General features: G+C 47.4%; 28 protein-coding genes. 12 read left to right on the plus strand and 16 right to left on the minus strand.

Annotated features, from left to right (window positions below; translation table 11 throughout):
- The first annotated feature begins 215 nt into the window (after positions 1-215).
- From Q1A23_RS09445 to Q1A23_RS09470, 6 genes are all read left to right on the plus strand, one after another.
- Entirely contained in the window at positions 216-743 is a 528-nt protein-coding gene (locus tag Q1A23_RS09445; protein WP_299822366.1) for a DUF2911 domain-containing protein, read from the plus strand.
- A 145-nt stretch (positions 744-888) separates the two neighbouring features.
- Positions 889-2,280 carry a CPBP family intramembrane glutamic endopeptidase gene (locus Q1A23_RS09450; RefSeq protein WP_299822368.1) on the plus strand — a complete coding sequence of 464 codons (1,392 nt, stop codon included), beginning with the start codon at positions 889-891 and terminating at the stop codon, positions 2,278-2,280.
- A 137-nt stretch (positions 2,281-2,417) separates the two neighbouring features.
- Positions 2,418-3,386: a DUF2157 domain-containing protein gene (locus tag Q1A23_RS09455; RefSeq protein ID WP_299822371.1), complete on the plus strand. Its 969-nt coding sequence runs from the start codon at positions 2,418-2,420 to the stop codon at positions 3,384-3,386.
- Positions 3,373-4,452, plus strand: a complete 1,080-nt coding sequence (locus tag Q1A23_RS09460; RefSeq protein WP_299822373.1) for a DUF4401 domain-containing protein — start codon at positions 3,373-3,375, stop codon at positions 4,450-4,452. Before Q1A23_RS09455 ends, Q1A23_RS09460 begins: the two co-directional genes overlap by 14 nt.
- Complete coding sequence (locus tag Q1A23_RS09465) at positions 4,442-4,942, plus strand: GDYXXLXY domain-containing protein (protein WP_299822376.1); 501 nt, start codon at positions 4,442-4,444, stop codon at positions 4,940-4,942. Before Q1A23_RS09460 ends, Q1A23_RS09465 begins: the two co-directional genes overlap by 11 nt.
- A 24-nt stretch (positions 4,943-4,966) precedes the next feature.
- On the plus strand, positions 4,967-5,452 hold the full coding sequence (locus Q1A23_RS09470) for a hypothetical protein (protein WP_299822379.1): 486 nt from the start codon (positions 4,967-4,969) through the stop codon (positions 5,450-5,452).
- A gap of 27 nt (positions 5,453-5,479) precedes the next feature.
- Here the strand turns inward: Q1A23_RS09470 and Q1A23_RS09475 are convergent, their stop codons facing one another.
- Together Q1A23_RS09475 and Q1A23_RS09480 are read right to left on the minus strand one after the other, a co-directional pair.
- Positions 5,480-6,064, minus strand: a complete 585-nt coding sequence (locus Q1A23_RS09475) for a YfiT family bacillithiol transferase (protein WP_299822382.1) — start codon at positions 6,062-6,064, stop codon at positions 5,480-5,482.
- A gap of 111 nt (positions 6,065-6,175) precedes the next feature.
- Positions 6,176-6,850 (minus strand): hypothetical protein, encoded by a 675-nt coding sequence (locus Q1A23_RS09480; protein ID WP_299822384.1) that lies wholly within the window; start codon positions 6,848-6,850, stop codon positions 6,176-6,178.
- Between the two features lie 214 nt (positions 6,851-7,064).
- Between Q1A23_RS09480 and Q1A23_RS09485 the strand changes: the two genes are divergently transcribed.
- Positions 7,065-7,868, plus strand: a complete 804-nt coding sequence (locus Q1A23_RS09485) for an SDR family oxidoreductase (protein WP_299822387.1) — start codon at positions 7,065-7,067, stop codon at positions 7,866-7,868.
- A gap of 23 nt (positions 7,869-7,891) precedes the next feature.
- Here Q1A23_RS09485 and Q1A23_RS09490 read toward each other — a convergent pair whose 3' ends face one another.
- Entirely contained in the window at positions 7,892-8,422 is a 531-nt protein-coding gene (locus tag Q1A23_RS09490; protein ID WP_299822389.1) for a hypothetical protein, read from the minus strand.
- 92 nt (positions 8,423-8,514) lie between these two features.
- Between Q1A23_RS09490 and Q1A23_RS09495 the strand changes: the two genes are divergently transcribed.
- Entirely contained in the window at positions 8,515-9,708 is a 1,194-nt protein-coding gene (locus tag Q1A23_RS09495) for a carboxypeptidase-like regulatory domain-containing protein (protein ID WP_299822392.1), read from the plus strand.
- Positions 9,709-9,790: 82 nt separating this feature from the next.
- On the opposite strand, the gene Q1A23_RS09500 is transcribed toward Q1A23_RS09495, so the two are convergent.
- The 9 genes from Q1A23_RS09500 to Q1A23_RS09540 form a co-directional block, all read right to left on the minus strand.
- Positions 9,791-10,183, minus strand: a complete 393-nt coding sequence (locus Q1A23_RS09500) for a hypothetical protein (protein WP_299822395.1) — start codon at positions 10,181-10,183, stop codon at positions 9,791-9,793.
- Between the two features lie 138 nt (positions 10,184-10,321).
- Positions 10,322-10,534 (minus strand): hypothetical protein, encoded by a 213-nt coding sequence (locus Q1A23_RS09505; RefSeq protein WP_299822398.1) that lies wholly within the window; start codon positions 10,532-10,534, stop codon positions 10,322-10,324.
- 87 nt (positions 10,535-10,621) lie between these two features.
- Positions 10,622-10,984, minus strand: a complete 363-nt coding sequence (locus tag Q1A23_RS09510) for a DUF1801 domain-containing protein (RefSeq protein ID WP_299822401.1) — start codon at positions 10,982-10,984, stop codon at positions 10,622-10,624.
- A gap of 15 nt (positions 10,985-10,999) precedes the next feature.
- On the minus strand, positions 11,000-11,887 hold the full coding sequence (locus Q1A23_RS09515; RefSeq protein ID WP_299822404.1) for a dienelactone hydrolase family protein: 888 nt from the start codon (positions 11,885-11,887) through the stop codon (positions 11,000-11,002).
- 105 nt (positions 11,888-11,992) lie between these two features.
- Entirely contained in the window at positions 11,993-12,394 is a 402-nt protein-coding gene (locus tag Q1A23_RS09520; protein WP_299822406.1) for a hypothetical protein, read from the minus strand.
- Positions 12,395-12,470: 76 nt separating this feature from the next.
- On the minus strand, positions 12,471-12,857 hold the full coding sequence (locus Q1A23_RS09525) for a hypothetical protein (protein ID WP_299822408.1): 387 nt from the start codon (positions 12,855-12,857) through the stop codon (positions 12,471-12,473).
- A 92-nt stretch (positions 12,858-12,949) separates the two neighbouring features.
- On the minus strand, positions 12,950-13,375 hold the full coding sequence (locus Q1A23_RS09530) for a hypothetical protein (RefSeq protein WP_299822411.1): 426 nt from the start codon (positions 13,373-13,375) through the stop codon (positions 12,950-12,952).
- A gap of 365 nt (positions 13,376-13,740) precedes the next feature.
- Entirely contained in the window at positions 13,741-14,289 is a 549-nt protein-coding gene (locus Q1A23_RS09535) for a lipocalin family protein (RefSeq protein WP_299822414.1), read from the minus strand.
- Between the two features lie 14 nt (positions 14,290-14,303).
- Positions 14,304-14,735, minus strand: coding sequence for a GNAT family N-acetyltransferase (locus Q1A23_RS09540; protein ID WP_299822417.1), 432 nt, complete (start codon positions 14,733-14,735; stop codon positions 14,304-14,306).
- A 258-nt stretch (positions 14,736-14,993) separates the two neighbouring features.
- On the opposite strand from Q1A23_RS09540, the gene Q1A23_RS09545 reads away from it, so the two are divergent.
- The 4 genes from Q1A23_RS09545 (at position 14,994) to Q1A23_RS09560 (ending at position 19,691) form a co-directional block, all read left to right on the plus strand.
- Positions 14,994-15,491: a YajQ family cyclic di-GMP-binding protein gene (locus Q1A23_RS09545; protein WP_299822423.1), complete on the plus strand. Its 498-nt coding sequence runs from the start codon at positions 14,994-14,996 to the stop codon at positions 15,489-15,491.
- A 148-nt stretch (positions 15,492-15,639) separates the two neighbouring features.
- A complete protein-coding gene (locus tag Q1A23_RS09550; RefSeq protein WP_299822426.1) occupies positions 15,640-16,422 on the plus strand; it encodes a TerC family protein in 783 nt (260 codons plus the stop codon).
- Between the two features lie 280 nt (positions 16,423-16,702).
- Complete coding sequence (locus tag Q1A23_RS09555) at positions 16,703-19,009, plus strand: M20/M25/M40 family metallo-hydrolase (RefSeq protein ID WP_299822429.1); 2,307 nt, start codon at positions 16,703-16,705, stop codon at positions 19,007-19,009.
- Between the two features lie 115 nt (positions 19,010-19,124).
- A complete protein-coding gene (locus Q1A23_RS09560) occupies positions 19,125-19,691 on the plus strand; it encodes a DUF4142 domain-containing protein (RefSeq protein ID WP_299822432.1) in 567 nt (188 codons plus the stop codon).
- A 16-nt stretch (positions 19,692-19,707) separates the two neighbouring features.
- Here Q1A23_RS09560 and Q1A23_RS09565 read toward each other — a convergent pair whose 3' ends face one another.
- From Q1A23_RS09565 to Q1A23_RS09580, 4 genes are all read right to left on the minus strand, one after another.
- Positions 19,708-20,373 (minus strand): hypothetical protein, encoded by a 666-nt coding sequence (locus Q1A23_RS09565; protein WP_299822434.1) that lies wholly within the window; start codon positions 20,371-20,373, stop codon positions 19,708-19,710.
- A 406-nt stretch (positions 20,374-20,779) separates the two neighbouring features.
- Complete coding sequence (locus Q1A23_RS09570) at positions 20,780-21,802, minus strand: membrane dipeptidase (RefSeq protein WP_299822436.1); 1,023 nt, start codon at positions 21,800-21,802, stop codon at positions 20,780-20,782.
- Between the two features lie 244 nt (positions 21,803-22,046).
- On the minus strand, positions 22,047-24,521 hold the full coding sequence (locus tag Q1A23_RS09575) for a TonB-dependent receptor (protein ID WP_299822437.1): 2,475 nt from the start codon (positions 24,519-24,521) through the stop codon (positions 22,047-22,049).
- A gap of 301 nt (positions 24,522-24,822) precedes the next feature.
- Positions 24,823-25,365, minus strand: coding sequence for an RNA methyltransferase (locus Q1A23_RS09580; RefSeq protein ID WP_299822948.1), 543 nt, complete (start codon positions 25,363-25,365; stop codon positions 24,823-24,825).
- Positions 25,366-25,436: the final 71 nt, after the last annotated feature.

A 25,436-nucleotide genomic window follows, 5' to 3' on the forward strand; every position in this document is an offset into this window, starting at 1 on the left:
GGGGTTTGTGAACCGGTTAAGATTCTTTCTCAATAGTTTCCTCTATACGTAACTAGCTGGCAAGGCAAGTGCAACGCCATTTTGCCAGCCTGTGCAGCACATACTTAACAAGTGGCAGCAAGAGTTTTATACTATACGCTACCTTCGCTGCGTTATTCCGTAGTTATACTATTTGTATGTCAGATATTAAAAAATTATTAATCGAAACGAATACTATGAAGAGCACAAGAAACCTTACAACGCTGGCCATGTTACTGGTGGCCTTATTCTTTACGGCAACCGCTTGGGCCCAGGATGCAAAACCAAAAGCAAGCCCTGCCGCTAACGCCACAGGTAAAATAGGAAACACGACAGTAACCGTAAACTACAGCAGCCCATCTGTAAAAGGACGTACGGTGTGGGGCGAACTGGTGCCTTACGGAAAAGTATGGCGGTCCGGTGCCAACGAGGCCACTACGGTAACTTTTGATAAAGATGTGATGGTAGAAGGCAAGCCGCTAGCAGCCGGAACGTACAGCTTTTATACAATACCCGGCGAAGACAAATGGACTGTTATTTTGAACAAAACAACCAAACAATGGGGTACGCAGTACGACGAGAAGCAGGATGCACTACGCGCAGAGGTAACGCCCCGCAAAGCAAAAAGTATGAACGAGCGCCTGAAATATGATGTAACCAAAGAAGGCCTGGTGCTTAGCTGGGAGAACATGGAAGTTCCCGTGAAAATTACAGCAAGCAAATAAAACAAAGTATAAATTACCATGAAAACGGCAGTTGCTACAAAGCGGCTGCCGTTTTTTTTGTAGGCTAAAGGCTGGATTGTATATAAACTTTCCTATATTAGAAAATCCAACTTATAGAAGTGCACATCTCCTACTCTTGAAAAACATGCTTACAACATTTTCGCGCGCCCTTACCCAAACTGCCGCTGCCCTTTGGGATTTTCTTAAAAACCCAGCCGACGAGCCAGAAACTGATATAGGCCATGCAGGCAAACTGCGCGTGCTGCTACAGGTGCTGCTGATCGATATTTTGGTTTGTACTGTACTTGCCGGGCTTATTACCGGTTTAGAAAAGCTTAACTTGTATAGCAGCGACAATCACGCCGTTACGGAATTTATGAGAGAGCTGCCTGTTTGGGGCGTACTACTGGTAGGGGTGGCTTTTGTGCCGCTGGTAGAGGAGTTTATTTTCAGGTATGGCTTGCGGTTCAGGCGCGGTTTTATAGCTGGCCTGTTTGTGGTACTGGTGCTAATTGCAGGAATCGTGTTGTTCCAGTTTTTGCCGGTTCTTTGGGCGCTTGGTGCTTCGCTGGTGCTTGCCGCGCTGGTAATCTTATACTTTATTAATGCATATGCCTTGGGCAATTACCTGGAGCAAGTATGGCCAAAAGCTTACAGGGTGGTGTTTTATGGCGTAGCCATTGTATTTGGGCTAATTCATATTACCAACTTCGAGTACTCTACTGCCATACTTTTACTGGCTCCTTTGCTGGTGGCACCGCAGGTAATAGGAGGTTTGTTCATGGGCTATATGCGTGTAAAGTATGGCTTCTTTTGGGGATATTTTCTGCATGCGGCCCACAACTTGTTTTTTATAGGCCTAGGGCTTCTTTTTATGGGTAACCTGGAAGAAAAGCTAAACATCAGCAACGAACATTATACGCTAAAAGTAGAAGAACACCTGCGGATGGCCCCCAATACCTCCACGGTGCTATACGCCTCCACCGACTCCATCGCCTTTGTAAATAAGAAGCTGGATGAAGTGATCAGCAGCTTGCTGCAGCAGGAACAGGTAGCTGTAACGTTTGGCAAAAGCGGGCACCTGAACAAAGTAATCAACCTGAGTTACAAAGGCCATCAAAAAGAGGGTGCAAATAACCCGGGGCAGAGCAGCAAAGTGATACTGCATGAACTAAAGAAACTTTACAACTTCGAGATCAGCACCTCTGAGTTTGAAAAGGAAGTATGGGACCTGGAGGTGAAAAACAAAAGTATACTTGCCAGCCATGCAGCACCCAAGCCAGGGCAACTTAAAATAGAAGTGTCGGAGAAAAGTATAGAGATGGAAAACGTGACGCTGGCGGATATGCTTAAATCTGTTGGCGAGACGTTTGCCGTAAGCCTCCACGACAAAACCGCAGATACAACCACGTACAACTTTACGCTTAGGAGGCATAATTTCCATGAGTTAAAAAAGGAGTTGAACGATATTTACGGTTTAACTGTGGCGCCAAGAACAATTCTGGCAGAGCAGGCCGTAGTAAGTTTCGGGAAGTAAAACCCGCCAAAGTTTTAGAAAGCTATCCGACCAAATGACCTTGCCTGGAGGAGCAAAATCTTTTAGGTTGTTCGGCTTTGAGTATTGCTTATACGGCTCAGTTGTAGTAACTTAAATAACCATACTGCCCCAAAACTATGAAAGGCAACATTACCCGCGAGCTGATTTATACTATTGCCCGGCACAGCAACTGGCAGGCAGCAGGTATAGCGGCAAAGCTTCGGAGCGAGAAAATACACGCTACTCCTCACGCTTGGACCAGTTTTATACGTTTGTTCTTGCTGGGGGCAGGAGCGAGTTTTACGCTGGCGGGCATTATCTTCTTTTTTGCCTACAACTGGGCTGATATGCACAAGTTTGTAAAGCTTGGCCTGATTGAGTTATTGCTGGTAGCCACTACTGCTGCGGCGCTTTTCTGGAAGGGCAGCAAAACAACCAAAAACATGCTTTTAACAGCGAGTACCGTGCTGGTGGGGGTACTGTTTGCCGTGTTTGGGCAAATTTACCAGACAGGCGCCAACGCCTTCGACTTTTTCTCGGGGTGGGTATACTTTGTGGTGCTGTGGGTGCTGGTAGCTAACTTTCAGCCGCTGTGGTTTATTTTTTTGGCGTTGGTAAACACTACCGTTATACTTTACACGCAGCAGGTAGCCACCCATTGGTCTTTTGCCGCCATGCTCGATGTGCTGTTTATACTTAATGCTGCTGCGGTAGTGGTGTGGGAGTTTTTAGCTGCCAAAGGCCGTGTTCGTGTGCAACACCGGTGGTTTCCGAGAGTGGTAGGCCTGGCTGCTATAAGTGCTATCACGTTAAGTATGATTTCGCTGCTTTTTTCAGAATTTAAAGCAGATTTTGGACTGGCTTATTTGCTGGGTGTTGGCATGTATGGAGTCGCCATATGGCATGGCCTTCGCACAAAAGACCTTTTCTACCTTTCTGCCATTCCCTTTAGTGCCATCATTGTGGTTACAGGCATCATACTTAGAATGGGAGAGCATTTAATGGAAGTTGTGCTGATGGTAGCCACGCTGTTTGTGATCGGCAGTATTACGTTACTTATACAATACCTGGGCAAGCTAAACCGCAAGTGGCATGGCAAATACTGAAACACAAAACCTGGACGCGCTGCTGCACGAGATAGCCCAGGAGCAAGGCGAAAGCTTTACTTATAATAGGGCAAAAATTGAGGAGGAGGCACAGCAAAGCAATTTTCAGCTATCACGCCTGGCGATGAAGGTGCTTACCATACTCGGTGGCCTTCTTGCATCGTCTACTTTTCTTGGTTTTCTGGCTGCTGCAGGTTTGTATGATTCTCCGGTAGCCATTGCAGTAGTTGGCGCAGCCCTTTTGGTTGGGGCAGAAAGTCTTATCCGTAGCAAAACAGAAGCTGCGGCAGATTCTATTGGCGTGTCGCTGAACATTATAGGCTATATACTGCTGGGTATGGGTGTGGGGCAACTTACAGATAATGCCACAGCTGTGGCCTGTGTGCTGGGTGGTGCCGCGGCCCTGGTTGTGGTGTTGTCCAGGAGTGCTATTTGCGTCTTTTTTGGCGTGCTGGTGCTTAATGGCAGTTTGCTGGGGCTGTTGGTTATCCATAAAATCGATAATGCGGCACACCTGCACATTGCCTTGCTGGCGGCTATACTTACCTACATCAGCCTGAACGAGGCCAGGCTTATTTCTTTACACGCAAAGTTAAATGCCAAGTATAGCCCCGTACTCATGGGAGTGGTTTTCTCGCTGTTGCTCATGCTGGCGCTGCTGGTGCATCAGAAGTTTTTATCTACCGCTATAGGGCATTTCTGGATATCTGGTGCCGTATTATCACTTTGTTTGCTGCTGTTGGTTTATAGTGTGATGCAGCATGCGGGCATAAAAAACACTAAAACGCGGGTTGCCATTTATACTTGTACGGTACTTATCCTGGGTCCAACCATAGTTGCACCTTCGGTTCCGGGAGCGCTGCTAGTGCTGCTGTCCAGCTTTTACATTGGGCACAGGCCCGGCTTCTGGGTTGGTTTGCTGGCGTTGGTATACTTTGTAGTGATGTATTATTACGACCTCAACATGACGCTGCTTGCTAAATCCGGGGTGCTGGTGGCGAGTGGTTTGCTGTTTCTGGGTGGGTTTGTGCTACTGAATAAATTCCTGAAAAACGATGCTGACTAAAAAAGGATGGATCATACTTGCCAACCTGGTGCTGGTGCTGGCGCTGTTTAACCTGTCGGTGGTGGAGAAGGAGGAGACACTCCAAAAAGGTGAACTGGTGCTGCTGGAACTGGCCCCCGTAGATCCGCGCTCTCTAATGCAGGGCGATTACATGCGCCTGAGCTATGCCATCAGCAGGCCCGAACTCTTCGACAGCCTCAGCCAGAAAGGGTACGTAGTGCTAAGGCTTAAGCAAAACAAGGTGGCAGAGTTGGTGCGTTTCCAGGAAAATGAAACACCGCTGCACCCGCATGAGCAGCTGCTAAAGTATAGCAAAACAAACTGGACCATTAACCTGGGAGCCGAATCATACTTTTTTGAGGAGGGGCAGGCTCCGGCTTTCGAGCAGGCCAAGTATGGCGGCTTAAAGGTAGATGCGCAGGGCAACAGCATACTAATTGGCCTGTACAACGAAAAGCGGCAACGCATACAGCCGAAGAAGCAAAACTAAAGTATACTTTAGCAAACCCCGCGCATGGAAACTATCCTACACCGCTACAAAACCATCCACTACTTTAGCTCTACTGCCAGGTTGTTTGGTTGGATGGCTACAGCCTTTGCCGTTCTTAGTGTGTACAATGGTTCGGTGGCTGCCTGGGTTTTGTTACCCGCCGGCTTTATAACACAGTTTACCTATCGCCGCACCGAAATAGATTTAACCAACAGGACTTACAGAACAGGTGTGTTGCTGGCAGGCATAACTTTCGGGAAGATGCAGCATTTGGCCGGAGTTGATTTTCTGTACCTGAACAAAAACAAGTATAACCACACGGCAGAGTCCAGGGCCTCTACGGCACAGTTCAGAAGTATAAAATACGATGGATTTTTAAAGCTGGCAGACGGCACTAAACTGCACCTGGTGCAGGAGCATACCAAAGAAAAGGCGCTGCAGCTAATGGAGAAAATCTCCGACGACCTCGGCATAGAACTGCGCGACCAGACAAACATCAAATATTTTTAAGTACCAGCCAGTTTTGCTGAGCAGCCGTTAAACCAACGCAGCCGTTCCGGTGGCAGCCGGAGCATTTTTAGCCCAGCCTTTGCGCTTTATTAAGCTTGTGATCTGAGCCAGGTGGTGCTCGCCATGCCATGCGTATACACCAATGTGCTGCCGTATAGTTGTTTCCCCTGATTCCGGGTGTGTAAATTTACGCTCTAGCTGCTCTGGCGTAAGGCACTTAAGCATAACTACCCAACGTTGGTGCAGCGCCTCTACTAGTGCAAGCGAAATGTCGGTGCTGGCAAGTAAACTATCCGGCAATTTAGCCCATTCATCTTCATGGTAAGTGCGTATGGTTGGCACATCCTCAGTAAGCGCCAGTTTCTGCCTGATATAGCCGTTCATGTGGCTATCCGGGATGTGGTGTATTACTTGGCGCAACGTCCAGCCTTCGGGGCGATAGCACGTATCTAGCTGTTCTGGAGTTAAGTTGGCTATTGCCTCACGCAATTTGCCTGGCAGTTGGGCAATGGCTAAAATATGCTGCTCCACCTGGAGTTCATCAGATGCATTAGCTGAAGGGTTATACTTGCCGATAGGGTAGCGTAGCAATTCCAGTTCTTCTTCTGACATAGGGCTAAGTTTTTAAAGTGAGGGAGCTACTAGTTTTACGAGTTTCATACTTTAATGGAGCAGGCGCTATTCCAAATCTTTTTAGAGTCAGGCAGGTTACAGATAAAGAAGTTACTCTACTTTCTCCACCACAAAGTTTAAGGCATTGTCCAGGATATAGGTAATGCGGTGCTTGCCGCCGGTGGGGCAGCAGTTGGGGTCGGTTTCGAGGTAAACAGGAAAAGTGCGTACCAGCCTGTTGTCTCCTATTTCAAATTCATCGTGGCCCATGTAGTCTTTCTCCAGTTCGGCGGGTAATGCCGGTATTGTAAGTTCTCCCCAATATTCACGCTCAAACTCATAGCCATACACTTTGCCGTAACTGCCGCTACCGCTGCCACTCACAAACACCAGCAACTCGGGTTTAGTGTTGTTGTTCAGGTCGGTAACTACGCTATTAGTTACGCTGCCTTCAATGGCTTCGTCTATCTGGGTAGGTTGCCCATCAGGCCGCTCTACTACTATTGTAAGGCTGCGTTGCGAGCCCTGCCCGGTGGTGCGCACTTTAAAAGACAGGCCCCCGGCTACCAGTTGCTCTGTGTAGCTTACGGTATTATCCTGGGGTTGGGCAGGTTGTTGTTCGGGTGCTGCTTCCTGCTGCTCTGCCTCCTGCTGTGCGGGCTCACTACTGCACCCCATCAAAAAAAGAGCACCAAGCAAAGCCATAAGTATAAAGCGGTACATCATATTACTGCAAAGCGATTTAAAGTATAAAAGTGAAGATGCATTTTTTAGGTGTAAAAGCAAAGCTTACAAGCCGTTGCCCTGTGCTGCGGAGCAAGTATAAGTACAGCCTTAGCGTTGCATAAAGGCAACATGCGGAAAGCTATATTAACCTGTCTGCATTAATTTGCCGTAAGCTTTAGCTATGGCAATAGTAAGGTACGACTGGCAAGAGCGGCAGTATGCTTTGTTGCCTCCACATTATCAACTTAAAGTATAAACCAATTTGAACCTAGCTATGGCAGACGCAGCAAACACAAAGTATACGGTTTTGATTACAGGCGCATCGGGTGGCATCGGAAAAGAGCTTGCCGATATTTTTGCAGCTAACGGACACCGGCTGGTGCTCGTAGCGCGGTCAGAAGAAAAGTTGGATAGTATGGCAGTACAGTACGCTATAAAGTATGGCACCCAAACCAAAGTTATTTCCCTGGACCTTACCGTACCAGAAGCTCCCGATAATTTGTTTGAGCAACTGCACAACGAAGGCATACAAGTAAATGCGTTGGTAAACAATGCCGGTTTTGGCAACTATGGCTACTTTAAAGAAACTGCCCTGCAAAAAGAACTGGATATGGTGCAGCTAAACATTGTTGCTCTTACGCACCTGTGCAAGCTGTTTCTGCACCAACTTAACCCGGGCAAGCCTGCTAAAATACTCAATGTGTCGTCTACGGCTGCTTTTCCGCCGGCAGGGCCGCTAATGGCAGTATACTATGCCACCAAAGCCTATGTGCAGTCTTTTACAGAGGCGCTGGCCACCGAGCTGCAGCAGGATAATGTAACCGTTACCGCCTTGTGCCCCGGCCCTACAGAAACTAACTTTCAGGATGAGGCTAACCTGCGTGGTTCCGGCTTGTTTAGCAAGCAATTTATAGCTGATGCGCAAGGGGTAGCACAGGCAGGCTACGAAGGCATGATGGCCGGCGAAGTGGTAGTCATTCCGGGAATTCAAAACAAGCTGACGGCTTTAACCGCACAACTGATGCCCCGGAGCTTTGTGCGCAACATGGTAAAGCGGGTACAGGAAAAGCGGCAGTAGAGAAGATAGTTCGAAGTATAAGCCTACACAAATCCCATAACCCAAAGCAGCAGGTAAAGCACAATGGCATTAAAAACGGCTGCATTCAGCAGCTGCTCTTTGTTCTGCCACATCATTAACCCAAACACCGCTACCAGCACAAAGCAGATGGGGATAAACATGAACTCTGTGAAGATGCCCGGCCCTCTTTTTAACTCATGCTCCTTGTTATCGATAACCATGTAGCCTTTTACAACTGTATGGAAAATGGGCGTGGCTATAAAACGGGCAGAATCGGCCCTCCAGTATTCAAAGCTTTGGTGTTTGTAAAAAGGAAGTATAAAGTTGCCAGCGTATAAAAACTCATTGTCCAGCTTTGTGGTGGATGGCTTATTGGAAAATTTACCTCTGGAGGTGTGGTATACCGCTCTGCGGCGCTCTATTTTCTCAACGCTATCTATGCGGGGCAGCAGAAACAGGTCAAAGCAAAAAGCAATAACCAATGCCAGGCACAGCATATGAAAACGTCTGCAGAGCCAGATAGCCCATTTAGGCAGCGAGTCGGCATAACTCATGTAAGTTTGTTTGCGGGTAAATGTTAAAGATGGTTAAAGTTAGAGAGTAACTCAGAAATTTTATACATTTTTAAGAAAACACTTGCAGCTAAATGAAACAACTTATACTACTGCTACTCTGCTGTCTGATTACGTTACCGCTATTAGCGCAGCATAAAGTGCAAGGCCGTGTGGTTGATGAGCATACAAACGAGCCTATTGAGTTTGTATCTGTATATGTAAACACCACCACTATTGGCGCTACCACCAATGCAAAAGGAGAGTTTGCGCTGCAGGTGCCCCATGGCCGCTACGAAATTATTGTGTCTTACCTGGGTTATGAGCCCATAATCTACGCCTTTAATACAGAAGAATTGCCCAAGGCCATACTTTTTAAGCTGCGGCAGAGCGAGCACAAGCTGGCAGAGGTGGTAGTGGAAGGTAAGCGTGATCCGGAGTGGTACCAGCACCTCGAAACATTTAAGCAGAATTTCCTGGGTAAAAGTGAGTTTGGGAGGCAATGCAAGTTGCTAAACCCGGAAGTACTCACCATCACCTTCGACCCGCAAACGGCTTTGCTGGAGGTGAAATCTGAAAAACCGCTCCTGATTGAAAACCCTGCACTAGGCTACAAAATAGAATACCTGCTCACCGAGTTTAAGTTTTACATGCGGGATGGTTATGTGATGTATCTGGGCTATCCGAAGTATACTTTAATGAAAGGCGGACAAAGCAAGCAGCGCCGCTGGGAGCGAAACCGTACCCGCGCCTACCAGGGTTCTGCCATGCACTTTGTGCGGGCCCTTAGGCAAAAGCAGCTGGAGGAGCAAGGTTTTAACCTGCGCCGCCTGTACCGGCTACCCAACCCCGACAGGCCAACCGACGAAGAGATTGCCGCAGCAAAGGCAGGCATAAGAGAGGCCGGCGGCGCCATAAAACCAGATGATGCGCGTGCGGATATACTTGCACGAGCAAGGTTGCCAAAGCTAATTGAGCAGCTCGATAAAAATCCTGTGCCTTATGCAGCGTATCTGTATGCTGCTGGTGATGAGGTAAAACTGCAGTTCGAGCATTTTATGCAGGTAGTGTACACCGGCGAAAAAGAAGAGATAGACTATGTGCAGCAGCTAAAGCCTTTTAACCCACCTAAGCCCAGCTACCAAACCTCGGTGCTGTCGTTGCAAACGGAGTATGTGCTGCTGGATAAAAATGGAAGTATACACGAGCCGCTGGGGGTACTCTTTGAAGGCTACTGGGGTTTTGAAAAGCTAGGCGACATGGTGCCGCTGGATTACATGCTGCAATAGCCTGCACACGCTGATAAAGTAAACGGCCCGCTATACTTAGGCATAAGTACAGCGGGCCGTTTACTTTAAATATGGCTTAGTGCTACTTGTTTAGCGGTGCACCCACAGGAATAGCGCAATCGTGGCCTGGCTGGCCGTGAGGCGGGTTAGTGCCTGCTGTTACTGCCCCTTGCTGTACCTGTACTGGCTGCTGCAAAGGCGTTGTGGTGGTGGTTGGCGGTACGTTTAAGTTCGGCTGCACCGGTGTGCTTAGTGGTGCACCAACCGGGATGTCGCAACGGTGGTTTGGTTGCCCGTGCTCAGGGTTTAAGCCAGCAGTTGCGCCTTGCGCTGCCGTACCGGTAGCCGGAGTTGTTGTATTTACTGGTGCTGTTGTAGCAGCTGGAGCTGTGTTTGTCGTTTGTTTCTCGCCCTCAGAGCAGGCAACAAATCCTAACACGGCAACAGGCAACAAAATGCGGGAGATTAGTCTCATGTGATATGGTTTTAATAAGGTAGCTTCAGTAACAGAACTACTTGTGTTTTTGTTTCTACTAAAGTATAGAATTATTTTTAAACACCATACTTGCCCGCTGCAGTTAAAGAATATTACTGCGTAATAGCTAACAGCAGGCTATGCGTTTTTTTGAGGAGATAGCTTTTTAAAGAGGAAATATACTACTCCGTATATGAATACCCATGAAGCAATATCAAGCACAAATTTTAAGGTAAACACACCCTCCGTAAAAATATCATACTCAAAGCCTGCCAGCTTGTGCACGATTTTTACAAGTATATAAGTTATCAAAAGCGGAATAAAGGCAAATACCCTGGAGTTCGTGTTCATATAATTTTTCTTTTAGAGTAGCATCGGCTACGTTTGGATGTTTTGTTTTTGTGGTGCACCTGGCAAAGTATAAACTATACAGTAGCGCTATGCATTGCCTTTGTTGTTTTCTTCAACCCTGTAAGCTACCATTTCTGCTATTAAATTTAGAGGGATGGGTTGGTTTAACGGAAACTGTACAGAGCCTTTGCCTTGCTTATACTTTGCTAACTCCGCCGCAAACGCCGTATGCCCGCTAGGTGTGGCGTAAAAGCCAATGTGCTTTTTAAAAGCGGCAAAGTATACTAATGGCTTACCATTGGTTTTGTAAGCCGGCATGCCATAACTTATACCCTCGGTTGCACCAGGGGCTTTCTCTTTTACGATGGCCCGTAATTGGCATAGTACCTGCTGCGTGTCCTCGGCAAAACATGCGATGTACTGGTCTACGGTCTGGTACTTCTCCTTCATCGTGCAGGCAGCGGATTACTTCAGATTTTTACCGAAAAATTCGACGGTGCGTTTCCAGGCTAGTTCTGCTGCTGCTTTGTCGTAGCGGGGGGTGGTGTCGTTGTGGAAGCCGTGGTTTGTGCCCTCGTACACATAGGCGGTGTATGCTTTGCCATGTTCTTTTAGGGCTTGTTCGTAAGCAGGCCAGCCTTCGTTTACGCGCGCATCCAGTTCTGCGTAGTGCAGCAGCAGCGGGGCTTTTATTTGGGGTACATCCTCGGTTGGCGCCTGTCCGCCGTAAAAGGGCACGGCAGCCGCCAGGCCAGGAATGCGCACAGCCATCATATTAGAGACCCAGCCGCCAAAGCAAAAGCCAACCACGCCCACTTTGCCGTTGCAGCGCTTGTGGTCTTTCAGGTAATCGTAGGCGGCTATAAAATCTTCCAGCATCTCGTTTCTGTCGCGTTTGCTTTGCAGGGTGCGGCCTTCGTCGTCGTTGCCGGGGTAGCCGCCTAGTGGAGTCAGCGCGTCTGGGGCAAGCGATACAAAGCCTGCCAATGCGGCCCTTCTGGCAACGTCTTCTATGTGCGGGTTCAGGCCACGGTTTTCATGTACCACCACAACACCTCCCAATCTTTTCTTCGCATTGGCTGGCATCGAGAGCAGAGCTTTTATTTTGCCGCCGCCCCTCGGAGACTGGTAGTAGATGTACGCTGACTTTATGCCCGGATCATCGGCCTTCACCTGAACCCCTCTCTTGTAATCGGGCATCAGGAAACTTGTGAGCGAGGCAAGTGTAAGGCCACCTATAGCATACACCGACAGCTTTTGTATAAACTCGCGCCTGTTTACGCGGTTGTGTGCATAGTCGTCGTACAGGTCGAATACCTCTTGTCTGATGTCCTCTTTCTTGATCTCGTTCATGGGCTTGTAGGTGAGGCGGTTAGTGTTAGTTCTGTAATTGGGTTAACGTACTTGGCTAAACTGTGGCGTAGCTACGGTAAAGGTGTGGTTAGCTAATGATATTCTTTAAATAATAAAAGCACCTGCTATCATAGCCATCATCAACCACAGCATAGCAATTCCGCCTAATATGAATGATGATACTAAATAGATTTTGCTTTTCTTCATTCCGTACTGGTGGTGCATTCCAGATGCAAGTGCTACAAACCCTATCAGGATTACAGAGTTTCTTACCTTAACGCTATACAGATTGAAGTCAATCAAGTAGTTGAAGGCACTTATACTTGTTATTTCTCCAGGGTCGGTGATATTACTGTATGCTATGTGTAGTAGCACAAAGAGAATCACATTTACTACTAATAACAATGCAGCTATCAGTACTCCACTCTGCTCTTTGAATTTAAGAACAATAAAAGCTTCTACAACGAAGGCTACAAACAGAATGGCAATAGTACTTATATCTAACATTCTTAACTTTATTTTTAGCTAACGCATTGGGCTATGCGGCTGCATAGCTGCCGTATAGGTTTTGTTAGGTGTAGATTTATTCTTGGTATTGCTCCAAACTTGTTAATTTGTTCTCTAAATTTTCAGCTAAGACAAGTTCATTAAAGCAAAATTTACAAATCCAGTCATCACCATTAAAATATCCTTCCGTCTCTGTGTAGTCGTTGGGACTTTCACCTATTGAGACAAAGCATATTTCACAATGGTCGTGAGTCCAGCCTTTTTCTTCTAACTTGAAATATTGCTCGTCGAATTTTTGCCCCATGTACAGATGTGTCGCTGTATTAGACTTTTTGTTGATTAATGCAGGTCTTGAAAACCATTTCATAAACTTCCATTCTGAGTTTTTCAATTCAGAAACCATTTCTCGGATATGCTCGATTTCAACATTTCCTGATGGAAGCTTAACGAAAGTATGTTTCATTCATATTTTAATTTACACCTAACGTACTGGTATAGCAGATTGCAAGGTGTCAACCGAAGCACTACTGCTATACTTTGTTGTATGGTGATTTTTTACATTCTCTTATAGGCTGGATTGGCTCTCAAAGTCATCATTTTAGGATTTTCTATTTCATTCTGTATGATTACCCAATCCGTCTTGAAGTTAACAGGAATCTTAGCCTTCTGCCTTACAAATAAAATCAAAGAGTCTGTTCTGACCTGATATAGGAATGGCTCCAGTCCATGAAACATTATCTGGGATGTTGAGTCAACTTTGAACTCTTTTTCTTCATCCAATGAGATGATTGTGATTTGCCTGTCACCTGTTACTCCCCAATTCTTGGATGTGATATAGAGTTTGGAGCTATCTTCTTTAGAGACTAATTCCACCTGAGAAAAGGTAGGTTCCATTGAATCAGAAAGCTTATTTACTGCTACCAGAAAGAATAGCCCCGCAACCGTTACTAAGACCAGAATTACTATTCCTACTGTTTTCATCTATAACTTAATTACCATACAACTACTGTGTAAACGTCATCGTGACGTTTATCTGCACTATATAAGGCATTGTTTTCCTGAAGCCTTAGAGCTGCTTTTGCAGGTACGCATCATATATTATATATACAATACAAGATAATACTATATGTTGAACATGACAAACACTTTGCTGGGTTAAGTTGTAGGAGTTTTAATTTGCTGGTAGCAAGCGGTTTAATAATGAGTCTGGCATTGCTTTGCAGAAATAGATAAGCCTTCTCTGTTGCGCTTTCAGGTGCCTTTTAGCTAATTTTATTCTATGGGTTTAGTTGCTTTTATAAACGTTTATCAACGGCTGGTAACTATACTGCAAAAGTATAATGCCGCTACTTATAACAACTCTGATCTGTCTTCTCGAGCTGCTCCACCTGGAAGCCTTTGCTCTTGGCTTGCTGCACCATCAGGTTGTATACAGCGTCATCCAGGGTAGGGGTGCGGGATAGTATCCAGAGGCTTTCGCGGTCTGGGGTGCCCACAAGTACGTGCTGGTAGTCGGGGTCCAGTTCCAGCACCCAGTAATCGCCTTTAAAGGGCCAGAAAAACTGCACCTCTAGTTTGCTGTTGCTGCTGCCCTCTACAGGGTAAGCCTTGCCTTTAATATCCTTCACCTTGCCGTCAGGGCCATTTTTGCGGCAGTAATTGTATACCTCTACATAACCTTCGGGGTGTGGGGTGTACTCGGCATACACGCAATGGCAGCCTTTCTGGAAGCGCTGTGGCAGCGCAGCTATCTCGTACCAGCGGCCCTTGTACTTTCTTAGGTCAACGTAGGGTACAGTTTCAAGGGGAGCATGCTTTTTACTGCGGCTGTTTACAAGTATGGCCGCTACTGCCAGCGCGCCTGCACCAAGTATAATTTTGTCTTTTTTGTTCATAGCCGTAACAGTTTTTAAAGCTGCCTGGCCATTTTATAGTGTTGTATAGAGCCAAACAGCAGGTACGATTTTTCTTCTATCTCATACCCGTTGCGGCGGTAAAAGTTTACTGCATTTTCGCGGGCCTGCAGCATTATGCGGGTGGCGCCAAGTTGTCGTGCGCGCGCCTCCTGGTACTGTAGCAGCTGGTCGCCTAGCTTTTTGCCCTGCATGTCGTGGCGTATGCCCATAAACCGGATTTGTGCCTCTTGTGGCGTAGCCAGGTGCATGCGGCAAACGCCTAAAGCTTCGCCGGCGTCATCTACAAGCATGGCATGTATGGCGGTGGCGTCGTCGTCTGCGCGCTCGCTGCCTTCTGGCTGGCCCCAGGGCTGGCGCAGCGTTTGGTAGCGTAAGCGGTAATACTGCTCAAATTGCTCTGGTGTGGCAGGCTCTATTATCTGCATAATCTAGTTTTAAAGTGGTGCACCAGCTACAGGGCGGCGCTTAAATGATAACCGTCGGGTTTATGCCTGGTCAAATCGAACAGGTCGTGAGTAAAACGGATGGTGGTTAAATTAATAGGGTTAGAAGTATAAATTTAAAATGGCGAAAGCATAAACAATTTACGGTGTAACAATGCAGCAATTTAGCAGGCAAAAGATAACTTTGTCAGTCTAATATAGGTAAAATCAATTTTTAAAGTATAACCCGAAAAGATAACTATGGCATCTTTTGATATTGTAAGCAAAGTTGACCCGCAAACGATGGATAACGCTGTAAACGTTGCCCGCAAAGAGATCATGAACCGCTACGATTTCCGCGACACCAAAGGCACACTAGACTACGACAAGAAAGAGAACGTGGTGCGCATTACCATGGAAAACGACATGCGTGTGCAACACACAGAGGATGTGCTGATTGGCAAAATGGTGAAACAGGGCCTAGATGCCACCGCCCTCGATTTCTCTAAAGAGGCTTACCAGAGTGGTGCCATGGTAAAAAAGGACATCAAAGTAAAGGCTGGCATCGAAAAAGACACGTCTAAAAAGATCATGAAGATCATCAAAGACAGCAAACTGAAAGTATCGGCCGCCATTATGGACGAGACAATTCGCGTTACCGGCAAAAAAATAGACGACCTGCAGGATGTAATTGCCCTGATGCGCAGCAACAGCGAAGAAATAGGTATGCCGCTGCAGTTCGTGAACATGAAGAGCTAATACATACCTGTTACTTGCTGGTTGGCTACGCTTTTAGCAACAGCTTAAAGCGGGTGCAAAGGTATGGTTTGGCTACAACAGCAGGAGCAACATTAAAGTATAAGTATAGCCACTAACGGGCAACAATCCACACTAAAATAACTTAACTATGGAAATTTTCGCGAATCCGGATACCTGGATAAGCCTGCTGACGCTGACCTTTATGGAGGTGGTGTTAGGTATAGACAACATCGTGTTTATCTCGATTATCGTGAGCAGGTTGCCAAAAGAGCAACAGGCAAAAGGCCGCAATATTGGCCTTACGCTGGCGTTGGTTTTCCGTGTTATCCTGCTTTTGTTTATATCCTGGATCGTGAGTGCCAGCGACCCTATCTTCTCCATAAACATACCTTTAACAGAAGAGGACTTTGCCGTGTCGTGGCGCGATATCATACTTTTTGCCGGTGGTTTGTTCCTGCTGGCTAAGTCGGTTACCGAAATCCACAATAAACTGGAAGGCGAAGAAGAGGGCCACGGCGAAGTAAAGGCATCTGCTACCTTAAGCAAGGTGCTTATCCAGATTATCCTTATCGATATCGTATTCTCTTTCGACTCCATACTTACAGCCGTAGGATTGGCGCAGGAAGTGCTGATCATGATTATCGCCGTGATTGTGGCAATGGGTATTATGCTGATATTTGCCAAGTATGTAAGCGATTTTGTGAACAAGCACCCAACAGTAAAAATGCTGGCTTTATCGTTTCTGATTCTGATTGGCTTTATGCTGGTGGTAGAGGCGCTGCACCAGCACATACCAAAAGGCTACATATACTTTGCTATGTTCTTCTCGCTGATGGTGGAAATGCTGAACCTGCGCCTGCGCAAGAAAACCACCCCAGTAGTGCTGCGGCAGAACGAGGTAATTGATGCCGATAAAACAGAAATACTCTAAAAGATCATGTGGTTTTAAAAGATGAAGGGGGCAGCACTTGGCTAAAGTGCTGCCCCCTTCGGTTTTGATGCTGGCCCATACTTATGGTAATATCGTTGAAGTGTAACTACAGCGGTAAACAAGATTGGTCTGAAGCTGCGAAGGTTTGTTCTTATTTTCTGCAGCAAAGTATAAACCAACCCAAAAGCGGCGCGAATGCTGTTGCCACCGCTGATGCTGCACTTATCCAAAAAAATCTTTACATTAGAATAGCAATATATAACCTGAAAATTAACCGGCTATGCCATACCGCCACCGTACATTTGCTGTATTTATACTTTTGGCTATTGCCAGCTTTGTTTTGCTTAGTTTATGCTTGCTGATGCCCCCTGCTGCTAAACCAGCAGATGCACCGGCAACTGAGTTTTCGGCGGAGCGGGCCATGCAGCATGTGCAGCAAATTGCCAAAGAGCCGCATGCCATGGGCACCACAGCCCATGCCGAAGTAAGGGCTTACCTGTTGCAGCAAATGCAGGTGCTGGGCCTGAACCCCCAGGTGCAGGAAACTACGGCGGCAAACGAGGTGGCCGTAGGTTATGTGTATAACCTGGTGGGGAGGTTAAAAGGTAACGGCAATTCTGATAAGGCCCTACTCGTAATGGCCCACTACGACTCGCAACCCAATGCGCGCGGGGCCGGCGACGATGGTGCTGGCGTGGCGGCTATACTTGAAACGGTACGGGCGCTACAACATGGCAAGCCGCTGGCGCATGATGTCATTGTGCTCTTTACCGATGGCGAAGAGTATGGCTTATATGGGGCAAAGGCATTTCTGAAGCATCCTTGGGCTGCAGAAGTAGGGCTGGTGCTAAACCTGGAAGGGCGCGGCACCGAAGGCCCTAGTATGACCTTTGAGCTAAGCCCGGAAAATGGCTGGCTGGCAAAGCAGTATATCCAACATGCGCCTTATCCCTTTGTAAGCTCGCTAGCCTACGAAATTTATAGCCGCATGCCCAACGATACCGACTTCACGGTGTTTAAAAATGCAGGTTATAGTGGTTTGAATTCTGCTTTTATTGATGGTTTTGTACATTACCATAAAGCAACCGACTCCCCCGAGAACCTTAGCCTGAACACCGTGCAGCAACACGGCACCAACCTGCTTGCGTTAGTGCAGCATTTCGGGAACACCACCTTAGCACACACCAAGGCCCCGGATTCTGTCTTCTTTAACGCGGCAGGCGGCTGGGTGATAAATTATCCGCAGGAGTTAAACATACTTTGGGTCATCCTTACTACCGTGCTGCTGGTGCTAACGTTGGTAACAGGTATTAGAAAAGGAGCTTTTACTTTTGCACAGGCTCTTATCAGCTTTGTTGCTGCGTTGGTGCTGCTTGTGCTGGTGGTAGGTTTGTTTGTGCCCCTAAACAGCCTGGTGCTGGATATGTTGCCGCTTACGCACCGCACTAACGGCGTTTACAGCACCAATGCCTTTTTCATAGCGTACCTGCTGCTGGCTTTGGGCTTGTTTCTGTTGCTTTGCTGGCTTGCGCTGCGCTGGCTGCCATTGCTGGCCTTGGTCATGGGGGTGTTTATACTTCAGTTCATACTTGCAGCGCTAATTTTCTTTACTATCCCAAACGCTACCTACCTGCTCATGTTTCCGTTGCTGTTTAGTATGGCAGGTATGCTGGTTATACTTTTAAAAGAGCTGCACAAAGCTGAGACGTTGAGCGGCGGCTTTGTGGTGGTTTTGCTCTTGGCTGCTGTGCCTGCCGTGTTTATATTGATGCCCATTGTGCATGTTGTTTTTGTGGCCTTCAGCTTGCAAATGCCTGTCGGTGCTATTGCCCTATTTGTATTGTTGCTGGGCTTTTTGCTGCCTTTGCTCTACATCGTAGGGCAAAGTTTCAGGTGGGGGCAAATGCCGCTGTTGCCCTTGCTGTTTTTGCTGGCAGGGGCGGTGCAGCTTATACTTGCCCTGCAGCAGGAGCAGCCATCTGCGCAGCAGCCACTACACAGCCACGTAAGCTACTACACCAATGCGGACAGCGGCAAAGCGTACTGGGCATCATATTACCAAACCACCGACGGCTGGAATAGCCAGTTTTTCTCCAACGCCCGGCAGGAGCCACTAACCGAAATTTACCCACACGCCCGGCTGCAATACCTTAAAAGCGATGCCGAACCTATTGCCGTAGCTGTTCCTGTAGCAGAGGTTATAGCAGACTCAGTTGCCGGGGAACAGCGTTGGCTGCGTTTGCGCCTGAGCTCTAAACGCGGTGCAGCACACCTGGAGCTTGTTTTGCAGCCGCATGCGCCAGATGCAATCAAAAGTATAAACCTGGCGGGAGAGGACGTGCCTTTGAACCCTGTGGATGCCCAGGAAGGAAAGGTGTACTATGCTATCCTGCATGGGTTGCCGGCAAGCAAGCAAGTGCAACTGGAGGTTCGTTTAAAAGCGGGTGTTCCTCTAACCTTGCACTTGTACGACCAATTTATAGGCTTGCCGCAGGCCCTGGTAAAAAAGCCAAAGCCTGCACACGTTATTGCCGAATCCGGGAGGAGCAGTAACCTGACGGTGGTGCGCAAAAGTTATACTTTTTAATGGTGGCAGGTATATAGCAAAGTTGCAACTGCACTTTAAGGGGATATTGCACAAAGTATAATCCTTATGTCCAGATAGGTAGTATAGGTAGCTAAACGCATACTTGTATCTACCCATGTTTATAGATAAGCTACTCTCCCTGGCTATTGGATTATTGTTTTTACTTGTACTTTCCTGCGACGGCCCCACGAAAGAAACAGACACAAAGGCCCCAGCATTAACTTCGCAGCAGACCCTGGCAAACAATCCTGTTTTTTGGGATTATGCTGCCAGCAGCAACATGTTGCAAGCCGAAATCAGCCGCCTGGCCATTGAAAAAGGCAATAGCGAACAGGTGGTGGCATTAGCAGAAAAAGCAGCCAGTTTTCATAGCAATGCGCTGCAGCAGCTGGAGGCCATTGCCAGCCAACACGCAACCATACACTTACCCGATAGCTTAACAGGGGCCGACAGCGAACTTGTAAAAGAGTTTGAGCAACTCGATGTAGCGGAGTTTAATGTGCGGTACCGTTCGTTTATCAACAGTACACACCGGGCACAACTATCGCGCTATGATGAAGCGCTGCGAAAGGCAAAAGATAAAGAAACAAGAGAGTGGCTGATGGCGCTGCTGTCGCACCTCCACGAGGAGTTGGAGCAGCTAAATAACATGGATACTCTGGCTGAGGAACCAGTACGGTGATGGAAAGTATAACTTTCTAGAAGTCGTTTCTCCAGATCTCGGAGGCTTTGCGTGCCATCCTGAAGAACAGTTCACGCTCCAGGCCGGCTACCTGTCGGGCCTCGCACTCCTCATATCCGTTTTCCACGGCATTTAGGTAGTCATAGTATAACTGGGCCATTTCAAGCGAGTCGTCTTCAAAGCACTCTGCCAAATCTTGCTGGGTAGCTTTTTGCGGCTCAAACACCTTAGACGGGTACAGCTTGTCGAGCTGGTAGATCAGGTAGCGCTGCTGGGTTTTGTTTTGGCGCCCTCCGAAAAACTGCTCAATATCCATGTCTTCTTCGTCTTCCAGTTCATCCAGGTCATCTTCAACGGCCATGGGTTCATACACAATAATATCGTGGCCAGTAAGCTCCAGGTACTCGTCAAACTGCTCTTTTATCGGAATAATGGTAGGAGTGTCGTAAGGTTTGTTCAGTACGTCGGCCATGTGCAGGGCAATTTCTTTGCCTTTTTCGCCGGCGGCAATAAGCATTTGGTTAAACTGCGTAAAGTCGCAGCCCATGTAAATAAATTTGTACTCATCATCCAGCACAGTAAAGCACCACAGCGTGATAAACTCTGTGTCGTCTATCACAACGGTGTCGATGTACAGTTCATTAATCTGTACGTAGATCGGTGAATATTCCTGAGCGTCCATAGGCTGGCCTTAGTGAGTACAACGTCTGTTAAGCTACCTGCTAGTACAGGTGTAGTTTAAGCGTATACGGAGATTATCGCCATATGGCGAACCTTCTATATATAATTTTACATGGAAGATTATGGAAGAGGATCAGAGTACAAAAAATAGCACTTACTCGCTTAAGTTTTTGCCTTTAACCTTAGCCCTTGTAGTAATGTACTCAAATGGCATACTTTAGTTACCGGGTAAAGGGGTGTAAGTATGATTTTTGTTTGTTTTTAGTTAATTATTTTTAGTTTATAGATTGATTGTACTTTCCTCAGCCTGTTTTAATGGTGCAGCTAAGTATAAAATGACGGTAGTTACGCCAGCATTCGCAGGCAGCACGTTAATTGAACTGTTTTGCGTTTATAGTATAAACAAATCAACGTATCTGCCAGATGCGCTCTATAAATTGTTGTGCATTGCCATAGGCTATTTTCTCCAGTTGCTGCTGTGGCAAGGTATGTTTAAGCTTCTCAAGTATAAAGTTATAGCTGGTGCCGGCATGCTCGTGTTCGCTGTAGTAAAAAGGAAAGCGTGCCGGGTCCGGATGGTCAGCAAAATAAAAGTAATCGGCGCCAAAGCACAAGGCATTTTGAGCGCCCATGTTCAGGCCGTGCAGCATGTGGTGGATCAGGGCTTCGGGGTCCTGGGTGTTCAGGAAGGAGCGCAGAAAGTTCATGCCTATTAAGCCGTTGCGGCGTATTACCTCCTGTGCCAGCTCGTTGGGCAGGTTGCGGCGCTGGTCCCACATAGCCCTGAAGTTGGAGTGGCTGGCAATAACCGGGACATCGAGCCGCTCATTGTCTATGTGCGTCAGTATATCATAGGCCAGGGCATCGCTGGTATGGGACAGGTCTATGGCAATTTGCCGGCCATGTATGTAGTCAAGCAGCATTTGGCCGTCGCGTGTAATGCCTTTGTCGGAGAAGTTGCCGCCGCCAAAGCGGTTCGCGTCGTTGTGCGTCATGCTGATATAAAGGATCCTGCCGCAGGCATCTATGATCTTCTCCAGCTTCTTAAAACCATCTTCCAGGGGCTCGTCTTCTTCGCAAAAGCCAGAAGCGTTTTCCACGGCGGCCACCATACCAATGCCGTTAGGGTTATGCAATGCCTGCTGCAGCTGTGCCGGTGTGGTTACAGCATGCAAGCCGCAGTTGTTATCGTTGGCCAGTTGCGCAAACATATCGCGTTGCAGGGCTGCATAGTTTGTGCTGCCCGGTGCCGTTGCACAATAAATGGCCATTACCTGAAGCTTCACGTTTCCTGCTGTGAGGGCGGGCAGGGCGCAACCAATCTCAGCTATATTGTCCAGGGTGGCGTTGGGTACATCAGTTAAGTATACCAGCAGGTCGCAATGCAGGTCTATGATCGGGTAAGGCTGGGAAGTGGCTTGTGTGCTCATAAGCAAAGTATAAACTGTATTTTACAGCAAGTATAAGCGAAATACCTGCAATAGGGTTATACTTTTATACTCGGAGGTGGTTTTGGAGAGGGCCAGGAAATGATCCTGGCCCTCTCTGCAGGAAGGCTGCTGTTCCGTAAACTAGGTTAAGCGTTAGGTGCTTTTACTCTGAAACGTATAAAACAGGGCCTATACGCTTAAATAAATGGCTTTAGCGTTGTGAAGTATTTTGGTATGTTTTGCATTAAAAATCCTCGTCATCGTCTCCGCCATTGCCGTTGTTTTGGTCGCGGTTACGGCGGTTGCTATCATCGCTGTTTATGCGGTAAGTAAAGCCCAGGTAAAAAATGCGGCTCTGGCGGCGGTTTTCGGCCTCTGTTCTAAAACCGGGGCCGTAGCTCAGGAAGTTGAACTGGCGGGTGTTAAACAAATCGGAAACGCGCAACGATACAGTACCTTTTTTCTTAAGCACATCTTTTTTCATGGCCAGGTCTGCACTGTACATCTGCTCCATGCGGCCTTGTATATCTGGCATAGGAGCACGGTAAAAGCCAGATAGCTGAATGTTGAGGTCTTCCCAGACTGTGAAAGTAGAGTTGAGTTTGGAGTTCCAGCTAAGCTGCGCGTTACTTAACTCTGTATCGCCCTGGCCTGTGTTAAGCTGCGTTCTGAAGCCGGAGATGCTACCATTTAAACGCCACCATTTCGCAACCGGGTAATTAAAGCCAAGTTCGGCACCGTAAGCCTTGTTGTCAGAGATGTTCAGGAAAGTGGTTTCTGTGGCAGGTTTTCCATCTACTAAAAATGTGGTAGGAAGCCTGAACCGCTCTATCTCATCCAGGGTGTGGCGGTAAAAGACAGTCGCATTAATAGAGGCTTCTCCCCAGTATTTTAAGTACCCAAGCTCCAGGGAATTTACAAACTCTGGTTTCAGGTTCGGGTTACCGTATTGCACGCTAAACGGGTCCGACACATCTCTGAATGGGTTCAGGAAACGGCTGCGTGGCCTGTTGATGCGGCGGCTGTAGCTAAACTGTAGTTTGTTATCAGGATTAAAGTCTTTGGTGACAAAAACTGTCGGGAAAAGGCTGAAGTAGCTCTTGTCGTTTTTAAGTTCCTGTGTGCGCTGATCGGATTTTGTTACCGTCTGCTCGGCGCGTACGCCTACCTGGTAGCTGATGGATTTATACTTGTTGCTGTAGTTGGTATAAACAGAGTACACGTGCTGGTCGAACACGAAGTGGTTGCTCTGTGCGGTGTTGTACTCCATCTGGCCGGTTTCATTGTTCAGGTCAAAGAAACGCGAGTCCTCATCAAGACGCTCAAAAGAGCTCCGAAAGCCAACCTCAAAGCGACTGTCTTCTGAGATGGGATGCACATAATCGGCTTTGGCTACAATTTCGCGGTTGCCATCGTCCACCAGCGTCTGCTGCATTTCTGTAAGTGTACTCTGCGTGCCTTGTGTTTGCCTGAAGTTTGCTATTTCATCATCTATGTTGGTGTTATAGACTAGGTCAGCTGTTAATTCCTGGCCTTTTTTGTCAAAGGTCTGGCGGTAGCCCAGGGTAACATCTATTGCTTTTTCATCTTCTACCTCATCGGTGTTGCGGGTGGTGGTGCTAACTAACTGGCGGTTCTCATCTTCAAATCGATAAAAAATATTGTTGTAGCCTGTGTCTTTGCCAAAACGGTAAATACCAGATGCTGATAAGGTGTGCTTTGGCGTAAGGTAATAATCGGCGCCAAACCGGAAGCTGTGCGAAATATCTTTGCTGTCGCGGTTGCCGTTCTGCAAGCGGTAACTGGTGCTGTCCAGCTGCTCAAAATCGTTGTAATAGTAATCGGTGGTAAAGCTGTTGCTTTCGCCGGGCCGGGATCGCTGCCTGAAATCGTAGCCGGTATTTAAAGACCACTTGTTGTAGCGGTAGTTCAGGTTAAGCGAGGTATTGTAGTTATCGTAAGTGCCTGCGGTAACCGAGGCAGAGCCGTTAAAGCCAGGCTTCTTCTCCTTTTTAAGCACTAGGTTGATGATGCCGGAAGTGCCCTCGGGGTTATACTTCGAGGATGGGTTGGTGATTAGTTCTATACTTTCGATCAGGTTAGCCGGTATCTGGTCCAGCGTAAGGTTGGAGAGGGCAGAGCGTTTGCCATCTACAAGTATGGTAACATTAGAGCTGCCGCGCATACTTACATTGCCGTCTATATCAACCGTAACAGATGGCAGGTTCTGCATTACCTCTGCCACAGAGCCGCTTTGGGCATTTATATCCTGGCTTACGTTCACTACCCGTTTATCCAGTTCAAAGTCTACCAGCTGCCTTTCAGCTACTACCTCTACCTCTTCTAGTTTAGTGGAGGCAGCTTTAAGGGATATGGCGCCCAAGTTAACTTCAGGCTTTTGTGCTGTTATGTTGATGTTGGGTACATAGCGGGTAGGGTAGCCTACCATAGAAGCTCGAAGTATAAACCTGCCGGCAGGTATGCGCTCAAGTATAAACAAACCGTCTATATCGGTGGTAGCGCCGGTTACTAAGCTGGAGTCTCTGGCCGAAAGTAATACAACATTGGCAAAGCCTACTGGGGCTTTGGTATCTACCTCAATTAAAGTGCCTTTTACAATGCCACGCGTAGTGGTGGGTAGGGGTTGCTGTGCTAGTATGGATAAGGGGAGCGTAGTGGCAAAGGCAAATAATAGTATTCGTAAAAAGTAAATTTTCATAGTAAAGTTTAGTGCTTCATCCTGCGAAGCTTTCAACATTGGTTAAAGGAAGTTGTCCTGCACAAGGCGCTGCTTTTCCGGCTGTTTAAATTGCCGAAGTATGATTTTATGCAAAAGCCTTATAAACAAGACTATAAAAACACAGCAGGGTTTAAGACTGTGGAAAACTCGTAGGCTTTACCAGTACAGGTATGGAAGCAACAGCCTGAGGCCCCGCTTGTTTTACTAAGGCAAGTATAACAGCGTGCAACCTGTGGTTCTATGCTGTTATACTTGGTATACTTAAAGGCCTTGATTCGGGTTAGGCCTGTTGCTGGGCCAGCGTTTTGCTCAGGAAGTCCCATACTACCACGCCGGTGGCTACAGAAATATTTAATGAATGCTTCGTGCCGAACTGCGGAATCTCCAGCACCACATCCGACAGGCTTACCACCTCCTGCTCCACACCAAACACCTCATTGCCCAACACAAAAGCATACTGCTGCCCCGGCTCCGGCCTAAAATCGTTTAGCATGGTGCTGTTCTCGGCCTGCTCCACCGAGCATACTTTGTAGCCATCGGCCTGCAGTTTTTTTACCAGCTCCAGCGTATCCGGCACATGCTCCCACTCCACAGACTCCGTAGCGCCCAAGGCAGTTTTTTCGATGTCGCGGTGCGGCGGAGTGCCGGTAATGCCGCAGAGGTATACTTTGCCGGCCATAAAGGCATCAGCAGTACGAAAAACAGAACCTACATTATTCAGGCTACGAACATTGTCGAGCACCAAGACTAACGGTATTTTTTTCTTATTTTTGAATTCTTCAACCGAGTCGCGATTGAGGTCATCCATCGAAAGTTTGCGCATTGTTTTCTTATACAAAATATTTTTTCGACAAAAGACAAAGGACTTCTGTCAGCTAAGCTGCAAAGGTCAGG

Origin of the sequence: uncultured Pontibacter sp., from assembly GCF_947492645.1 — a bacterium.
GTDB lineage: Bacteria > Bacteroidota > Bacteroidia > Cytophagales > Hymenobacteraceae > Pontibacter.

Bases quoted from the DNA above. Each gene is read 5' to 3' on its own strand.
- Q1A23_RS09445 (WP_299822366.1), top strand. From the start codon at position 216: ATGAAGAGCACAAGAAACCTTACAACGCTGGCCATGTTACTGGTGGCC.
- Q1A23_RS09450 (WP_299822368.1), top strand. From the start codon at position 889: ATGCTTACAACATTTTCGCGCGCCCTTACCCAAACTGCCGCTGCCCTT.
- Q1A23_RS09455 (WP_299822371.1), top strand. From the start codon at position 2,418: ATGAAAGGCAACATTACCCGCGAGCTGATTTATACTATTGCCCGGCAC.
- Q1A23_RS09460 (WP_299822373.1), top strand. From the start codon at position 3,373: ATGGCAAATACTGAAACACAAAACCTGGACGCGCTGCTGCACGAGATA.
- Q1A23_RS09465 (WP_299822376.1), top strand. From the start codon at position 4,442: ATGCTGACTAAAAAAGGATGGATCATACTTGCCAACCTGGTGCTGGTG.
- Q1A23_RS09470 (WP_299822379.1), top strand. From the start codon at position 4,967: ATGGAAACTATCCTACACCGCTACAAAACCATCCACTACTTTAGCTCT.
- Q1A23_RS09475 (WP_299822382.1), bottom strand. From the start codon at position 6,064: ATGTCAGAAGAAGAACTGGAATTGCTACGCTACCCTATCGGCAAGTAT.
- Q1A23_RS09485 (WP_299822387.1), top strand. From the start codon at position 7,065: ATGGCAGACGCAGCAAACACAAAGTATACGGTTTTGATTACAGGCGCA.
- Q1A23_RS09490 (WP_299822389.1), bottom strand. From the start codon at position 8,422: ATGAGTTATGCCGACTCGCTGCCTAAATGGGCTATCTGGCTCTGCAGA.
- Q1A23_RS09495 (WP_299822392.1), top strand. From the start codon at position 8,515: ATGAAACAACTTATACTACTGCTACTCTGCTGTCTGATTACGTTACCG.
- Q1A23_RS09500 (WP_299822395.1), bottom strand. From the start codon at position 10,183: ATGAGACTAATCTCCCGCATTTTGTTGCCTGTTGCCGTGTTAGGATTT.
- Q1A23_RS09505 (WP_299822398.1), bottom strand. From the start codon at position 10,534: ATGAACACGAACTCCAGGGTATTTGCCTTTATTCCGCTTTTGATAACT.
- Q1A23_RS09510 (WP_299822401.1), bottom strand. From the start codon at position 10,984: ATGAAGGAGAAGTACCAGACCGTAGACCAGTACATCGCATGTTTTGCC.
- Q1A23_RS09515 (WP_299822404.1), bottom strand. From the start codon at position 11,887: ATGAACGAGATCAAGAAAGAGGACATCAGACAAGAGGTATTCGACCTG.
- Q1A23_RS09520 (WP_299822406.1), bottom strand. From the start codon at position 12,394: ATGTTAGATATAAGTACTATTGCCATTCTGTTTGTAGCCTTCGTTGTA.
- Q1A23_RS09525 (WP_299822408.1), bottom strand. From the start codon at position 12,857: ATGAAACATACTTTCGTTAAGCTTCCATCAGGAAATGTTGAAATCGAG.
- Q1A23_RS09530 (WP_299822411.1), bottom strand. From the start codon at position 13,375: ATGAAAACAGTAGGAATAGTAATTCTGGTCTTAGTAACGGTTGCGGGG.
- Q1A23_RS09535 (WP_299822414.1), bottom strand. From the start codon at position 14,289: ATGAACAAAAAAGACAAAATTATACTTGGTGCAGGCGCGCTGGCAGTA.
- Q1A23_RS09540 (WP_299822417.1), bottom strand. From the start codon at position 14,735: ATGCAGATAATAGAGCCTGCCACACCAGAGCAATTTGAGCAGTATTAC.
- Q1A23_RS09545 (WP_299822423.1), top strand. From the start codon at position 14,994: ATGGCATCTTTTGATATTGTAAGCAAAGTTGACCCGCAAACGATGGAT.
- Q1A23_RS09550 (WP_299822426.1), top strand. From the start codon at position 15,640: ATGGAAATTTTCGCGAATCCGGATACCTGGATAAGCCTGCTGACGCTG.
- Q1A23_RS09555 (WP_299822429.1), top strand. From the start codon at position 16,703: ATGCCATACCGCCACCGTACATTTGCTGTATTTATACTTTTGGCTATT.
- Q1A23_RS09560 (WP_299822432.1), top strand. From the start codon at position 19,125: ATGTTTATAGATAAGCTACTCTCCCTGGCTATTGGATTATTGTTTTTA.
- Q1A23_RS09565 (WP_299822434.1), bottom strand. From the start codon at position 20,373: ATGGACGCTCAGGAATATTCACCGATCTACGTACAGATTAATGAACTG.
- Q1A23_RS09570 (WP_299822436.1), bottom strand. From the start codon at position 21,802: ATGAGCACACAAGCCACTTCCCAGCCTTACCCGATCATAGACCTGCAT.
- Q1A23_RS09575 (WP_299822437.1), bottom strand. From the start codon at position 24,521: ATGAAAATTTACTTTTTACGAATACTATTATTTGCCTTTGCCACTACG.
- Q1A23_RS09580 (WP_299822948.1), bottom strand. From the start codon at position 25,365: ATGCGCAAACTTTCGATGGATGACCTCAATCGCGACTCGGTTGAAGAA.